13 protein-coding genes and 2 pseudogenes are annotated in these 15,361 nt (G+C 64.5%); 4 read left to right on the forward strand and 11 right to left on the reverse strand.

All coding sequences use genetic code 11. The features are described 5' to 3' along the window. Positions 1–93 precede the first annotated feature (93 nt). Positions 94–1,191 carry a LysR family transcriptional regulator gene (locus tag AXW67_RS06340; protein ID WP_347336744.1) on the reverse strand — a complete coding sequence of 366 codons (1,098 nt, stop codon included), beginning with the start codon at positions 1,189–1,191 and terminating at the stop codon, positions 94–96. On the opposite strand from AXW67_RS06340, the gene AXW67_RS43800 reads away from it, so the two are divergent. The 4 genes and pseudogenes from AXW67_RS43800 to AXW67_RS06355 form a co-directional block, all read left to right on the forward strand. Beyond that, a partial coding sequence (locus AXW67_RS43800) for an SDR family NAD(P)-dependent oxidoreductase (protein WP_245315450.1) occupies positions 1,142–1,273 on the forward strand: 132 nt, incomplete at its 3' end. The genes AXW67_RS06340 and AXW67_RS43800 overlap by 50 nt on opposite strands. Before the next feature lies 1 nt (position 1,274). After that, positions 1,275–1,936 (forward strand): annotated as a pseudogene (locus AXW67_RS06345) (SDR family NAD(P)-dependent oxidoreductase); the annotation flags it as partial. Between the two features lie 62 nt (positions 1,937–1,998). Further along, positions 1,999–2,532, forward strand: a complete 534-nt coding sequence (locus tag AXW67_RS06350; protein WP_082907810.1) for a YkgB family protein — start codon at positions 1,999–2,001, stop codon at positions 2,530–2,532. A gap of 157 nt (positions 2,533–2,689) precedes the next feature. Then, positions 2,690–3,157 (forward strand): carboxymuconolactone decarboxylase family protein, encoded by a 468-nt coding sequence (locus AXW67_RS06355; protein WP_063677170.1) that lies wholly within the window; start codon positions 2,690–2,692, stop codon positions 3,155–3,157. Between the two features lie 352 nt (positions 3,158–3,509). On the opposite strand, the gene ftsH is transcribed toward AXW67_RS06355, so the two are convergent. The 10 genes and pseudogenes from ftsH to AXW67_RS43805 all read right to left on the reverse strand — a co-directional run. After that, entirely contained in the window at positions 3,510–5,432 is a 1,923-nt protein-coding gene (ftsH, locus tag AXW67_RS06360) for an ATP-dependent zinc metalloprotease FtsH (protein ID WP_027553222.1), read from the reverse strand. Between the two features lie 254 nt (positions 5,433–5,686). Continuing rightward, the gene (gene tilS, locus AXW67_RS06365) at positions 5,687–6,763 is read right to left on the reverse strand and encodes a tRNA lysidine(34) synthetase TilS (RefSeq protein ID WP_063677171.1); all 1,077 of its coding nucleotides are present in this window, start codon (positions 6,761–6,763) and stop codon (positions 5,687–5,689) included. A gap of 175 nt (positions 6,764–6,938) precedes the next feature. After that, positions 6,939–7,961, reverse strand: a complete 1,023-nt coding sequence (gene ybgF, locus AXW67_RS06370; protein WP_063677172.1) for a tol-pal system protein YbgF — start codon at positions 7,959–7,961, stop codon at positions 6,939–6,941. A gap of 191 nt (positions 7,962–8,152) precedes the next feature. After that, complete coding sequence (gene pal, locus AXW67_RS06375; RefSeq protein WP_027553218.1) at positions 8,153–8,641, reverse strand: peptidoglycan-associated lipoprotein Pal; 489 nt, start codon at positions 8,639–8,641, stop codon at positions 8,153–8,155. Positions 8,642–8,894: 253 nt separating this feature from the next. After that, the gene (locus AXW67_RS06380; RefSeq protein WP_063677173.1) at positions 8,895–9,653 is read right to left on the reverse strand and encodes an N-acyl amino acid synthase FeeM domain-containing protein; all 759 of its coding nucleotides are present in this window, start codon (positions 9,651–9,653) and stop codon (positions 8,895–8,897) included. Between the two features lie 161 nt (positions 9,654–9,814). Beyond that, a complete protein-coding gene (locus tag AXW67_RS06385) occupies positions 9,815–12,151 on the reverse strand; it encodes a putative bifunctional diguanylate cyclase/phosphodiesterase (RefSeq protein WP_027553216.1) in 2,337 nt (778 codons plus the stop codon). A 264-nt stretch (positions 12,152–12,415) separates the two neighbouring features. Continuing rightward, positions 12,416–13,792 carry a Tol-Pal system beta propeller repeat protein TolB gene (gene tolB / locus AXW67_RS06390; protein WP_027553215.1) on the reverse strand — a complete coding sequence of 459 codons (1,377 nt, stop codon included), beginning with the start codon at positions 13,790–13,792 and terminating at the stop codon, positions 12,416–12,418. A gap of 16 nt (positions 13,793–13,808) precedes the next feature. After that, the gene (locus tag AXW67_RS06395) at positions 13,809–14,765 is read right to left on the reverse strand and encodes a cell envelope integrity TolA family protein (protein ID WP_027553214.1); all 957 of its coding nucleotides are present in this window, start codon (positions 14,763–14,765) and stop codon (positions 13,809–13,811) included. 10 nt (positions 14,766–14,775) lie between these two features. Beyond that, complete coding sequence (tolR, locus tag AXW67_RS06400) at positions 14,776–15,228, reverse strand: protein TolR (RefSeq protein ID WP_027553213.1); 453 nt, start codon at positions 15,226–15,228, stop codon at positions 14,776–14,778. Positions 15,229–15,262: 34 nt separating this feature from the next. Further along, positions 15,263–15,361 (reverse strand): annotated as a pseudogene (locus AXW67_RS43805) (protein TolQ); the annotation flags it as partial.

The raw sequence follows: 15,361 nt of genomic DNA on the forward strand, positions 1-15,361 counted from the left end.
GTGGGCACGGCGCTACGCGCCTTTGCCCACCCTACGAGGCTACAAGGCCGATTCGAAGCGGATGTTGAACGACATTTGTCGACGCCGACACGGTTACGTGGGGCGCTTCGGCGAAGCTACGCCTCTTGGCAGGTCGGCGAGGCGCGCCCTGAGGCGTGGCACCGCGAAGTCGAGAAAGACGCGCAATTTGGCCGACATGAAACGATTGGGCGAATACACGAAGCTGACGGGCTTCGGCGGCGGCTGAAAATCCTGGAGCAGCGGAACCAACTCTCTCGACTTGATCAATTCGGCGGCGAGATAGGAGAACACCACGGTGATCCCTATGCCCGCGCGCGCGGCATCACAGGCCGACTCCAGATTGCTCGCAACGAAGCGGGAACGCACGGGTATCTCGTAGTCGGTCTGCTCCCGTTTGAATCGCCACGCGGTTGGCGACTGCATCGGAGGATAGCTGATGCAGTCGTGCGCACAGAGATCGTCGGGCGTTTTCGGCGTGCCCCGGGATTTCAGATAGGCCGGGCTGGCGCAAGCGACGCGGTGAATTTCTCCGACGCGCACGGCGATCAGGCTGCTGTCGGCGAGATCGCCGACGCGAAGCGCAACGTCGATGTGCTCGTCCAGAAGATCGAGTGTGCGATCCTGTAGATTGAGCTGAACGTCGACCTCCGGGAACGCCACCAGGAACTCCGCCAGGATTGGTTGCAGACACAAGCGGCCGAGCGCGACAAGGGTCGAAACGCTCAGCTCCCCGCGCGGCGTCGCGTACTCGCCGGACGCAGCGCGCTCGGCTTCGGCGACATCGGCGAGAATCCGCTTGGCCGCAACCGCGTATGAGAGCCCTGCCTCGGTCGGGACAAGCGCGCGGGTCGAGCGGTTGAACAGCTTGGTGCGCAGGTCCGCTTCCAGCTCGGAAATTTTTCGGCTCACCGTCGCCAGCGGGATTTTCTGGCGGCGCGCCGCAGCCGACAGGCTGCCGGTCTCCGCGACTGCCAACACGATCGACATGCTTTCGAAACGGCCCATGGCATTTTTCCATTTTTGGAAGGATGCATCTCTATCTTGCCAGATACCCATCAAATTCGGAAGGGCATATCCATCACGGCGAGGCCGCGAACCCGGCCAACCAACGGAGATGGAAATGACCCAGACTGCAGGCACTGCCCTCATTACCGGCGCATCAACCGGCATCGGCGCGATCTACGCCGATCGGCTGGCCAGGCGCGGCCATGATCTCATTCTTGTTGCCCGCAACAAGCAGCGGCTCGCGTCGNGCCGCCTCTCCAACGAGACGGGCCGGAAGGTGGAGACGGTCGAAGCCGATCTCACCTCCCCGGCGGACCTCCGGCGCGTCGAGGAGATCCTCAAGACCGACGCCGGCATCTCGGTGCTGGTCAACAATGCAGGCGTCGGCGCATCGGCCCCGCTGGTGGCCTCCGATGCCGACACGATGGAAGACATGATCAACCTGAACGTCACCGCGCTGACGCGGCTGACCTATGCCGCAGTCCCCGGATTTGTCGCCCGCGGCAACGGCACGATCATCAACATTGCGTCGATTGTCGCGATCGCACCGGAGGTGCTGAATGGCGTCTACGGCGGCTCGAAAGCTTTCGTGCTCGCATTCAGTCAATCGCTCGTTCACGAGCTCGCCGACAAGGGCGTCCGCGTGCAGGCCGTGCTGCCTGGCGCAACCGCCACCGAGTTCTGGGATGTCGCCGGCACGCCGGTGCATCAGCTTCCGGCGCAAATCGTGATGTCGGCCGACGATCTGGTCGATGCGGCGCTCGCGGGTCTCGACCTCGGCGAGATCGTGACCATCCCCTCGCTGCCGGACAAGGCCGAATGGGACCGTCATGAGACCGCTCGCCTCGCCATGACGAACAAGCTCTCGAGCGCCATTCCGGCCCCCCGTTACAACCTCGCTCGCGCGTGAATGCGTGAGACCGATCGAACCGCATGTCCAACTGAAACCATGACCACGAAAAGGAAATGACCATGTCACGCATCATCACTCAGGCCCCCGAACCGTTCCTCTTACCTGGTACCGGCGTGCGGTGGCACGATCACGCCGAACGCCTGCTCACTTACGCAGAGCCGGTCAGCCGGGTCGGCCTCTATGTATCGCTCGCGATCATCTACGCCTGGTTCGGCGGAATGAAGTTCACCGACTACGAAGCCCAGGGGCTGGTGCCGCTGGTAGAGAACAGCCCGTTGCTGAGCTGGTTCTACGCCGCGTTTTCGGTCCGCGGCTTCGCCACCTTTCTCGGCTTCCTGGAACTGAGCATCGGACTGCTGATCGCCCTCAGATTGGCAAGCCCGGTCTTCTCCGTCGCCGGCGGTTTTCTCTCGGCCGGGCTCTTCGTCACGACCTTGAGCTTCATGTTCTCGACGCCGGGCGTCGTGGTGCCGGAGCTCGGGGTGCCCGCAATCACGGTCGCGCCGGGCCAGTTCCTCCTCAAGGATGCCGGCCTGTTCGCCGCCTCCTTCTGGGTCTTCGTCGATTCGCTGAAGGCAGCCATTCGCAAGTGAGCCGGCTTTTCCGGAGCGGTGCACTTCGAGGAGGCGATTCCCGACATCCCCGGCAAGTCGCTGGTCAGCGTGATCGTCGATTACGCGCCGGGTGGGGCATCGCCTTCACATCTCCACGCCAAGTCGCCTTCATCTTCACTTCATCAAGGAGCACGAAATGAGCAAGCGCCTCGACTACAACCAGATCGCGCCGGCAGGCGTCAAAGCGCTGGGCGGCGTCTACGGCTACGTCATGCAGAGCAAGCTTCCCGCAGTGCTTGTCGACCTGGTTTATCTGCGCGTGTCGCAGATCAACAACTGCGCCTACTGCCTCGACATGCACACCCGCGACCTGCTCAAGAAGGGTGTGAAGATCGAGAAGCTCGCACTGGTGCAAGCGTGGGCTGAGGCTGGAAATCTCTTCGACGCACGCGAACGCGCTGCGCTCGCATGGTCAGAAACGGTGACGCGCGTCGCAGAGACCAACGTGCCGGATCAAGCCTATCAGGCCGCCCGCGCCGTGTTCGACGAGCGCGAGCTCGTCGACCTCACGATCGCGATCGGCTTGATGAACGCCTACAATCGCATGGCCATCAGCTTCCGGAACACGCCGCAAGCGGCGATCGAGAACGGGCAAGCGGCCTGACGCGGCCGCAAATTTCCCGGCGGCATTGAGAGCCCACCCTACGAAGCTGCGGCTCTCGGGCGGAAGGATGCGGCAAAGTGAGATGTCGTAGGGTGGGCAAGCGACAGCGTGCCCACCAGTTCTATCGCGGTTGCAGAAAGATGGTGGGCACGGCGCTTGCGCGCCTTTGCCCATCCTACGAGAGCGGTGCCGCGTCGTTAGAGTGGAGCTGCATCCGCATCGTCATTGCGAGCGCAGCGAAGCAATCCCTTCGCGGTGCCAGTCTGGATTGCTTCGCTGCGCTCGCAATGACGGAGGCAACAAAAAACGCGGCGTTTCCGCCGCGTTTTTCATTTCAATCTGCCGCTTGCCGTTATGCCTGCGGCTGCGGCTCCAGGCCGGGATCCGGATCGGGCCGCGGGCGCGACTTGCCGGCCGGCGGCACGGCGGAAGCGCGCGGCGTGGTCGGCTCGAGCACGGACTCGCGGTTCGGCTTCTTGCCCTTGAGCAGGTCGACGATCTCGTCGCCGGTCAGCGTTTCGAACTCGAGCAGGCCCTTGGCGAGCGCCTCGAGGTCGGCATGCTTCTCGGTGAGGATGCGGGTCGCTTCCTTGTAGCCTTCCTCGACCAAGCGCTTGATCTCGGAGTCGATCTTCTGGACGGTCGCCTCAGAAGCGTTCTGCGTCCGCGACACCGACATCCCCAGGAAGACCTCGTCCTGGTTCTCGCCGTAGGAGACCGTGCCGAGCTCTTCCGACAGGCCCCAGCGCGTCACCATCATGCGGGCAAGGCGCGTGGCCTGCTCGATGTCGGAGGCGGCACCCGAGGTCACCTTCTCGCGGCCGAAGATCAGCTCTTCGGCGACACGGCCGCCCATCATGATGGCGAGGCGCGAGGTCATCTGCTCCAGCGACATCGACAGCTTGTCGCGCTCGGGCAGCTGCATGACCATGCCCAGGGCACGGCCGCGCGGAATGATGGTCGCCTTGTGGATCGGATCGGTCGCCGGCACGTTCAGGCCGACGATGGCGTGGCCGCCCTCGTGATAGGCCGTAAGAAGCTTCTCTTCCTCGGTCATGACGAGCGACTTGCGCTCGGCACCCATCATCACCTTGTCCTTGGCCTCCTCGAACTCAGCCTGCGTCACCATCCGCTTGTTGCGGCGGGCGGCGGTCAGCGCGGCCTCGTTGACGAGGTTCATCAGGTCGGCGCCGGAGAAGCCCGGCGTGCCGCGCGCGATGGTCTTGAGGTTGATATCCGGCGCCAGCGGCACCTTGCGGACGTGAACCTTGAGGATCTGCTCGCGGCCGACGACGTCCGGATTGGGCACCACGACCTGGCGGTCGAAGCGGCCCGGACGCAGCAGCGCGGGATCGAGCACGTCGGGACGGTTGGTCGCGGCGATCAGGATCACGCCCTCATTGGCCTCGAAGCCGTCCATCTCGACCAGCAGCTGGTTCAGCGTCTGCTCGCGCTCGTCATTGCCGCCGCCGAGACCGGCGCCGCGGTGACGACCGACCGCGTCGATTTCGTCGATGAAGATGATGCAGGGCGCGTTCTTCTTGGCCTGCTCGAACATGTCACGGACGCGCGAAGCACCGACGCCGACGAACATCTCGACGAAGTCGGAGCCTGAAATGGTGAAGAACGGCACGTTGGCTTCGCCCGCGACCGCGCGCGCGATCAGCGTCTTGCCGGTGCCGGGAGGGCCGACCAGCAGAACGCCGCGCGGGATGCGGCCGCCGAGCCGCTGGAATTTGCCGGGATCGCGCAGGAATTCGACGATCTCCTGGAGGTCCTGCTTGGCCTCGTCGACGCCGGCGACGTCCTCGAAGGTGACGCGGCCATGCGCCTCGGTCAGCATCTTGGCGCGCGACTTGCCGAAGCCCATCGCCTTGCCGGCGCCGCCCTGCATCTGCCGCGACAGGAAGATCCAGACGCCGATCAGCGCGATGAAGGGCAGCCAGGAGACCAGCAGGGAGACGAACCACGGCACGTTGTCGCCCGGCGGCTTCGCGGTGATCTGGACCTTGCTGTCATAGAGGCGCTTGACCAGCGTCGGATCGTTCGGCGCATAGGTCTGGAAGCTCGAGCCGTTGGTGAAGGTGCCATGAATCTCCGGCCCCTGGATCACGACGTCGCGCACATTGCCCTTGTCGACCTCAGTCAGGAGCTGCGAGAAGGCGATGTCCTGGGAGGCCGCCCGCTGGCCCGGATTCTGGAAGAGCGTGAACAACGCCAACAGCAGCAAAACAATGATGACCCAGAGGGCGAAATTGCGCAGATTGGCGTTCATCGATCTTCCTTCGTGGTCGCGCGGATCGCGGCCCTGATCCTTCAGGAGCTACTTGGGCAATACGAGGAAATCCCCAAGGAATCCTCTCGGTTAGACGCATACAATTTAGGTGCCGCCCCGGTCGCTGCCAAGGGAACGAGATGGGACTATTTATCCCATCTTAGCCCGATTCCTGCTGAAATAATGGCACCGGATCGGGGGTTTTTCCTGCCTGGTTAAGGTTGCTCTGATGATAGTGCCTCGATCAGCCGGTGTCATGATCCGCCCCTCGATCCGTTCCTCGCGCGTCGAGCGGGCGCCGGCGCGATATGGATGCGTCCCCCGGCGAGGCTGATAAGGGCTCCCGCAAGCGTCTGCTTCAGGAGCGGCCGGCCCTTTGCGGGCGTACGGGCGTCGCCGGCAATGGCTTGATCAAGCATCGCCATGAGCGCTTCAACCTTGCCGAGTTCCGCCGGCCCCTCGTGCCCGAGCGCGTTGATGGCCCGCAGCAGGAGCCGCAGCCGGACCTCCTCGGGCAGGGATGCGAAGGCCGACGCCTCGAAGCTTCGCGCGGGCAGGCCATGCGACGCATCGCCGCGATCCCTGAGCCTGAGGAAGCGTTCGGCGCCGTCGGTCAGCACCTCCACCGCCGCGTTGGCCCGGGCCAGCCGCGCTGCGAGCCGCGCAAGACCCCGGGCATCGCCGCCTTCGGCCGCGAGCTGCGGCAGCAGAGCGCGCAACCGCGGACGCGTGAACGCGGTGTCACGGTTGCTCGGGTCATCGGCAAAACCGATCTTCGCCCGCTTCAGCGTGGCGACGAGCTGCGACTTCGGAATGTCGAGCAGCGGTCGCGCCAACATGATTCCCTCGCGCTCGGAGATGCGCGCCATCGCCGACAGCCCGGCGATTCCGCTCCCGCGGAGCAGACGCATCAGAAGCGTCTCGGCCTGATCATCGCGGGTGTGCGCGGTCAGCACATGGGTCGCGCCGGCCGCACGAGCGGCACGCGCAAGCAGGCGGTAGCGGGCTTGCCGCGCCGCGGCGGGCAGTCCGGTCTTCGGCTTCGGCCCCGTCCAGCGCATGGTCCGGTGCGTCAACTCGAGCACTGTCGCGAGCCGCTTGACGTCGCGCGCCTCGCGCGCCGCTTCCGGTCGCAGACCATGATCGACGGTGACGGCGACGAGGCGCGGGCCATGCGCGAGGCTGCGTTGCCAGCGCGCTGCAAGCCACATCAGCGCGACCGAATCCGGCCCGCCCGAGACCGCGAGCACCAGTGCGGGCGCGTTCTTCAGGTCGGCGAAGAGCAGCTTCGCCGCACGGGCCGAGATCGGCGAATTGTCGTCGTCTGACATGACGCTGCCCAGCAATCGCCAGCGGATGGAAGACTGTCTAGCGCAGCACCATCCACCTTGTCAGGATCAAACGCTGCGCACTGGCGCGGTTCTGTTGTTCGAGCATGATCTCCGCGCAAACGCGTTCCGCGTTTGTCGCGAGGGAAAACCGCCTCAGACTTTTCCGGATCATGCTCTAGCACTTCACGCGCTTCTGCTCGCGATCGACGGCGGCTTTGACGCCGGCGGAGGCGCGCGGATATTTGCGGCCGACCTCGCCGAAGGCGGCGCAGGCGGCCTCCTTCTCCTTCAGCGCCGCAAGCGACTGGCCGAGCCGCAGCAGCGCATCCGGGGCCTTGCCGGACCTATCGTATTTGGTGGTGACGGCGAGGAAGGCTTCCGCCGCGTCGCGATATTGCTGGCGCTGGAAATAGCTCTCGCCGAGCCAGTACTGGGCGTCACCGAGCAGCGGATCGCTCGGATATTTCTGCGCGAAGTTCTTCATGGTCTGCTCGGCGAGCGCATAATCCTTGCGCTGCATGTAGCCGATGCCGAGGTCGAACTCGTCGCGCGGCGATTGCGAGGGCGGCTGGGTGGTAAGACCGCCGCCGGCCGGTGCTGGATAGCCCTGCTGCGCCGGCGCCGGTGCCTGCTGCTGCGGGTAGCGGCTGCCGGTGTTGGCGAGGTCCAGCGGCTCGCCGGCGCCGCGGCCGCCGGGCGGGCCGACCGGAGCCGTCGCCATCGGCTGCTGGCCGCCGCCGAGCGCGCGCGGCGCACCCGGGGCATTCGGGCTCTGGTTCGGGTCAAACGCATCGCCGCGGCGGCGGGACCCCGGCGCCCCAGGCGGCGGCGCTTCCTGAACGATCGGAGCCGGCGCCCCTCCCTGCGGCTCGTAGGCCGGCTGGGTGGGCTGGACTGCCTGCTGCTGGCGATAGGTCGGCGCGGACTGGGCGGGCGGCATGGCCGCCACGTTGGGCTGGGCCGGCACCTGTCCGGGCGCGCCTTGCGCACCGCCCTCGAGCTGCCGGATCCGCTCTTCGAGCTGGCGGTTGCGATATTGCAGTTCTTCGTTCTGGCCGGTGAGCTGGCGTAGCTGATTCTCCAGCCGCTCGATCCGCATCTCGGCGTCGGCATCCTCCTGCGCGAGGACGGGCGAGCACAGAGAGAGCAGCGTGGCGATCGCCACGGTGCCGGAAATGACCTGGAATTTAGATGACATTTTGCCCTGACGACGAAAGCGACGTGGCGCGCGGCGGAACTCTCGCCGCGCCACACATTGAGAGAGGGAGTACGCCAAAACTGTGACTGCTACCAAGGGGTTTCTATGCCGGCCCCGTCAAACGAAACCGGCGCCCGAGGGGGGGCGCCGGCATAGTCCAAGTCTGAAGCTGAACAGCGCCTGACTGGCCGTCAGGAACTCGCGTTCAGCACGGTGACGGCGCGACGGTTCTGCGACCAGCAGGAGATGTCGTTACAGACAGCCACCGGACGCTCCTTGCCGTAGGAGATGGTGCGCATGCGGTTCGGATCGATGCCGCGCGAGGCCAGGAACGAGCGCACCGACTGGGCGCGGCGGGCGCCGAGGGCGATGTTGTATTCGCGGGTGCCGCGCTCGTCGGCATGACCTTCGATGGTGAAGGTGTAGCGCGGATAGGTCTGGAGCCACTGCGCCTGCTTCTCCAGGGTCACGATCGCCTGCGGGGTCAGATCTGTCTGGTCGCTTTCGAAGAACACGCGGTCGCCCACGTTCACGACGAAATCCTGCTGGCTGCCAGGCGTCGCCGCACTGGCCATCGCATCGGCACCCAGGTTCTTGTTGGCGCAGGCGCCCATCGACAGCGCGACCGCAAGCACCGCAGCCAGCTTCAATCCCTGGAGGATACGCATAGGATGTTTCATTCCGGAGCCTCCACGCTCACGTTAGTCCACTGCTGTCCGGTCTACAGGGGGTTGGTTAAGCGAACGTTCCGTCAACCTTGATGGGACGTTGCCACAGCCGTTCGAATGCCCCCAATCGGCGAAAAGCAACCGCGATGGTTAATGGGTTGTAAATGTGGCGCGATGGTGAAGGCAAGCCGTCTCAGCCGGCAGAAGCGCTGGTTTTGCCGGGACTTTGGCCCTTAGGCAACAGGTAGGAGCCCGGAGTTGCGCCTCAACGGGCGGAACCGATCAGGGTCGCTGCTGCGTCGGGGTTCCGCGAGGTGGCCAGCACCGGCCGCGGCGCGGCCTGGCGCGCGCTGGAACGCTCGAACAGCATGCGCCGCTCGAAGGCGCTGGACCGCATGATGGGAAAGCGCGTCAGAATCCTTTCCCGCGTCCTCGGGAAATCGGATGCCATCAAGACCGCCTTCTTCGTGGGCCAGCCCGGAAACCCACGAGGCTCGGTCAGGGTCTCCGACAGGAACACGCGGCGATAGAAGGCCTGGTGATCGACGCGCACCATCGAAAGCCCGACGTCGGCGTTGAAATGTTCGCATGCCACGAAGGGCAGCCGCACGGTCAGATAGGGTAGTTCCGGGAAGCGCTGCTGCATTTCGGGTTCGGCAACGAACCGGCACGGATCGACAAACACCTCGCCGCGATCGAGGCGAGGATGGAGGGCATCGCCGAACACCTCGGTGGTGTAGGACATCCGCCATTCGGACGTCAGAACGTGAATCCGGACGGCACTGCAGAGTTCGTCGTCAACATAGACCCCGAAATTCCAGACATTGGGCGCATCGTCGAAGCGGTCTGTCACGCGCTGCGATTCCGCCGGCGGGATCAGCCCGGCATGCAGATAGGCCCGGTAGCGCATCAAGTAGAGGCTGTCTCTGTCCTCCGGCGTCTCGATGAGCCGGTAGTCGATGCGGTCAAACAGTGCGGCTCCACGCGGAAGGAGCGCCGTATGCGGTTCGGCCCCGGACTTCATCTCTTACCCCTACAACTCCAGCAACTTCCGCGAGTGTAGGAAGATTAATAGTTCCTTAACAAAATTGCAAAGCCTTCGAAGTGTTAAGGTTAAGCTTTGCGACCCGCAAAAACACGGGTGCGCGCGAGAGTTGAACGCAATTCAGAGCTGTCGAGGGACGATCAGGCGATGGATCGCGACGACACCAGCGTGATCTGGTCGTCGGGCATGCGGCGGCCATGGGAGGCGTTGAGCAACTGGCGGACCCGCACCGCCGGGATCGGTCGGCTGAACAGATAGCCCTGCCCTTCGCTCACCGTACCATCAGCGCTGATCAGCGCGAGTTGCTCGTTGGTCTCGATGCCCTCGACCACGACCGACATGCCGAGATCGGCGGACAGTCGCGCCACGCCGCGCAGCAGCGTCAGCGGCCGGTCCGTGTCGATGCCCTCGAGGAACGAGCGGTCGATCTTCACCTTCTGCATCGGGAAATTGTGCAGATAGCTGAGGCTGGAATAGCCGGTGCCGAAATCGTCGAGCGAGATGCGCACGCCGAGCGCATGCAGCTGCGACAGGATGTCGTGGGTCAGCTGCGTGTTGCGCAACAGCGAGGATTCGGTGATTTCGATCTCCAGACGATGGGCGGGCAGGCCCGAGACCTCGAGCGCGTACCGGATTTCGCTCAGCACGTCGCGCTGGTGGAATTGCTGCGGCGAGAAGTTGACCGCCACGCTGACACCGTCGGGCCACTTCATGCATTCCATGCAGGCCCTGCGCAGGATCCAGCGGCCGAGATCGACGATCAATCCCATGTCCTCGGCGACGGGAATGATGTCGACCGGCGAGACCGTGCCGCGCACCGGGTGATTCCAGCGCAAGAGCGCTTCGCAGGTGGTGATCTTGCCGGACTTCAGATTGACCAGCGGCTGGTAGAACAGCTCGAACTCCTCGTTGGCGAGCGCCTTGCGCAGGTCGAGCTCGAGGATGCGGCGGGCCTCGACGGTCGCCGCCATCTCGTCGCGGAAGAAGCAGTAGGTGCCCCGGCCGTCGGCCTTGGCGCGATAGAGCGCCATGTCGGCGTTCTTCAGCAGCGTATCGGCACTGATGCCCTCCGGCGAGGTCAGCGCGATGCCGACGCTGGCGCCGATCTCGACCAGGTGATTGTCGATGCGGTAACGCTCGCTCAGCCGCTCGACGATGCGGCGGGCAAGCGCCGCGGCATCCTCGGGCGAGTGGATGTTCTGCTGGAACACGACGAACTCGTCGCCGCCGAAGCGGGCGACGAAGTCCTCCGGCCGCAGCATCTCGCGCAGACGGTTGGCGACCGCGCACAGCAGCTGGTCGCCGCAGGGATGGCCGAGCGTGTCGTTGACTTGCTTGAACTGGTCGAGATCGACGAAGAGCAGCGCGGAGAGGCGCTCGGCATTCTGGGAAATCGCCAGGAGCCGCTCGATCTCGTCGCGGAAGCTGACCCGGTTGGGCAGCGCCGTGAGCTCGTCATAGCGGGCGAGATGGCTGATCCTTGCCTCCGCGTTCTTGCGCTCGGTGATGTCCTCGAGCAGCACGACCGTGCCGCCGTCCGCCATCGGCTGCAGCGTCCATGACAGCGTCCGTCCGCGCGCGAGATCGGGATCGTTGGTCACGATCTCCTTCATCCGCGCATCTGCGATCTCGCTGAGGATCAGCTTGCCGCTCTCCGCCGAGATTGAGGCGGAGTTGACGCACGCCGCGATGATGTCGGCTGCGCCGGCGCCACTCTGCGCGAGGTCGCCGGACAGATCGACCATCTCGCCGAACCTGTGATTCATGACCGCGAGCTGCCCGTCGGCGCGGAACATGCACAGACCGTGCGGCATGTTGTTCAGTGCCGTGTCGAATTGGCTGGCGAGCGCCGCCTCGCGCTCGCGCGCCACGACCGCTCGCACGAAGATCCTGTGCAGATTGGCCGATAGCTGCACGACCGCCAGAAGAAAGGCAGCGGATATCACCGACATCGCGATGTAGTAGGGCGTGCCGCGCAGCCCCAAGGCGACCACGGTTGGGCCGAATATCAGCAGGGCCTGCAGTCGAAATATCGTTTGCCGTCCATAGGCCCTGCCCGCGCCACCCGCCACGATCCCGGTGGTCACGGAAACACAGATCATGTGGGCGACGGCGTCGTCGCTGCTCAACAGGGTGGTGGAACACCACAGGCCGATTGCAGCAGCCTGGATCAGCGCTCCGACCTGATAGCGCCTCTGCCAGTGCGCGGCCTGTTCGGCGGTAACGTCGGATTTTCGGGCCTGGTACCGATGTAGATCGAACGCCCGGACAGCTCCCGCCAAGATGAGGAGAGGGACGAATCCCCAGATCAACGTCTGTCCCGTCTTCAGAGCGGTCAAGGTTGCAGCGAAGGCGGAGAAGACGATGCCGGTGAGCACCGTACCAGGAGCCTCGTACAACGAATCGATCAGCGCTGCCGAGATCGTCGGCGAGGGCTGTCGCTTGTCCGGCTCTCCGCTCTGACTAGCAAGCTGCATCTGGTCTGTACGCGCGTCCTGTCTGACACGCAGTTTTACAGACCTGGAGTGAAGTCTTTCTGAGGGAACATCGTTAAAGTCGAGTGTTTCTGAACGTCAGACGATCGAAATACATCAATTAAATCAAAGGACTGGGAAAATTTTACCGGGCACAATCTAAAGGAAAGATTGATGCGGGCAAACATCGCGCAAAGTTTTTCGAAAAAGGCGCGCGTTCAGGCTCGCGCGCCAAGATCGTGCCAGGACCGGACCAGGACCGGGCCGCTAGCCCGACGTCGAGGAGAGCAGCGGCGACCATGCCGGGTCGGACGCGAAGCCCGGCGTCGGCACCTTCTGCTCGTTGCGGCCGGAGATGTCGACGGTGAACAGCGACGGCCCGCCGCTGCCGCCGGGATCGCGGAAGAACATCACGACGCGACCGTTCGGCGCGAAGGTCGGCCCCTCATTGTGGTAGCCGGAGGTGAGGATGCGCTCACCCGAACCATCAGGCTTCATGATGCCGATCGCGAACTGGCCGCCGCCCTGCTTGGTGAACGCGATGTAATCGCCGCGCGGCGACCACACCGGCGTCGAATAGCTGCCGTTGATGTCGTCCTTCGAGAAGGAGATGCGCTGCGCCGGACCGCCGCCTGCGGCCATCACGTAGATCTGCGGCTTGCCGCCGCGATCGGACTCGAAGCAGATGCGCGTGCCGTCGGGCGAATAGGACGGCGAGGTGTCGATCGCGGGCGTGTCGGTGAGCCGCGTGGTCGAGCGCGAGCGCAGATCCATCGCGAACAGGTTGGAGTTGCCGCCCTGCTGCAGGCTCATGATGACGCGCTGGCCGTCCGGCGAGAAGCGCGGCGCGAAGGTCATGCCGGGGAAGTTGCCGACGATTTCGCGCTGGCCGGTCTCGATGTTGTAGAGATAGACCTTCGGATCGCCCTGGCCGAACTCCATGTAGGTGATTTCCTGCGAGTTCGGCGAGAAGCGCGGCGTCAGCACGAGATCCGAGCCGCGCGTCAGATAGCGCACATTGGCGCCATCCTGGTCCATGATCGCGAGCCGCTTGACGCGCCGTTCCTTGGCGCCGGTCTCGTCGACGAACACCACGCGGCTGTCGAAATAGCCCTTGTCGCCGGTGAGACGCTCGTAGATCTGGTCGGAGATGATGTGAGCGATGCGGCGCCAATATTCCGGCGAGGTGAAATATTGCTGGCCGGTGAGCTGCTGGCCCGAGGCCACGTCCCACAGGCGGAATTCGGCCTTGAGCCGGCCGTCCGGCTGACGCGTCATGCGGCCGGTGACGAGTGCCTGCGCGTTGATCGTCTTCCAGTTCTGGAACTGGGGCGCGACATCGATATTGGAGATGCGCTCGATGAAGGCGGCCTGATCGATCGGATTGAACAGCCCCGAGCGCTTGAGATTGTTGGTGATGACCTGGGTGACGCCATTGCCGACCTCGCCATCGGACGGCGAGCCCGCCACGAAGTTGGTGATCGCGATCGGCATCGGCGCGACGTTGCCTTCGGTGATCTGCAGCTTGGTCTGCGCCGATAGCTGCGAAGGAAGCAGCAGCCCCGCGGCGGCACCGGCGCCTCCGATGAGAAGCTGACGGCGATCGATCGGCAAAGGCGATAAGGGAAAAGACTTCACGGACATTGCGGGCTCTCAAACATTAGCTGCGGAACATCGTCTTGGGATCGAAATCGATGTCCATGTATTTCCACTGATCGTAGGTTTCCTGGCGCAACATGGTGTAGGGCTGGCCCTGCAACACGGCGCGAACGGCGGCGTCAGCCGCGGCCTGATAGCGCGGCGAGGAGCCGGTCGAGACCACCTGCGGCGGTTGCGTCAGTCGTCGATCCGGTCCGAGATGGATGCGCACGGTCACGAACATCTCTTCGGGATGCTCGATGCCGGGCTGCACGTTCCACAGGCTGGCGAGCCGCGCGCGCATCGCGTCGAGCTCGGACTGCGACAGCGTCGCGGCCGTGCCGCGCGTCGTCCCGAGCGAAGCCGAGGCGTTCAGCGATGCACCGGTGATCGCCTGCCGGGTCGGATCGCGCTTGTCGAGCAGGGCCGCGATCTTGGTCTGGTCGAAGGTGCGCTCCTGCTTCGGCTTCGGAGGTTGCGGCTGAGCCTGCGCCTGCGCAGGCTTGGTCTCCTGCTTCGGTGTCGGCTTCTTCGCTTCCTGCTTCTTGATGGCTTCGGCGATCGGATCTTCCTTGGCCGGGTCGGGCTTCTTCTCGGCCGGCTTCTGCTCTTCCTTCGGCTTGTTCTCGGCGACCGGCTTCGGCGGATCCGGCTTCTTCTCGACCGGCTTCTCCACCGGCTTCGGCGGCGGCTCGGGCGCGGACGAGGTGATGATCTCTTTCTTCTCGGTCACCTTGCCTATGGCTTCCTCGACAGGCTTGGCCTCGGCGACCTTCTCGACCATCGGCTTCGGCTGGTTCTTGTCGCCGGTCTTGATGCCCTGCGTGATCTTGGACAGCTGATCGGCGGAGATGATGTCGACCGGCAGCGATTCCGGCGGCGGCGCTTCCATCGAGCGCGACGAAAAGGTGACCATCCCCCACCCAAGCACGAGGACATGGAGGGCAATCGACGCAACGAGTGTCTTGTCGACCTTCACCTTCACGATCTTACGACCCCTGGTCCACTTCCGTGACGAGCGCCAGCTTCTTGAAGCCCGCGCCGGACAACAGCCCCATCACCTTGGCCACCGTTCCGTAATCCGCCTTCTTGTCGGCCCGCATGTAGATGCGCTCCTCCAGGCCTCCGCGCGCATCCGTGATCGCCTTCAATTTCGGCACCAGCTCGTTGATGTCGATCTCGGCGTCGTTGATGAACACCTTGCCCTTGATGTCGACCGAGAGCTGGATCGGCTTCTGGTCGTTCGTCTCGAGGCTCTTGGCCTGGGTCTGCGGCAGGTCGAGCGGCACGCCGACGGTGAGCAGCGGCGCCGACACCATGAAGATGATGAGCAGCACCAGCATCACGTCGACCATCGGCGTGACGTTGATTTCGGCCATGACCGGCTTGCGCCGGCTGCGGCGGCCGCCGCCTCCGGACGAACTTGCGACGTTCATGCCCATGATCTAGAGCCCACGATCGTCATTATACCGTCCATTAGCCCCGCTCGTCGATCTGACGCGACAGGATGGCCGAAAATTCATCCGCAAAGCCCTCGAGCCGCTGGGCCTGCCGGTTCACCTCGGAGGTGAACTT

This window comes from Bradyrhizobium neotropicale (assembly GCF_001641695.1).
GTDB classification, from domain to species: Bacteria; Pseudomonadota; Alphaproteobacteria; order Rhizobiales; family Xanthobacteraceae; genus Bradyrhizobium; species Bradyrhizobium neotropicale.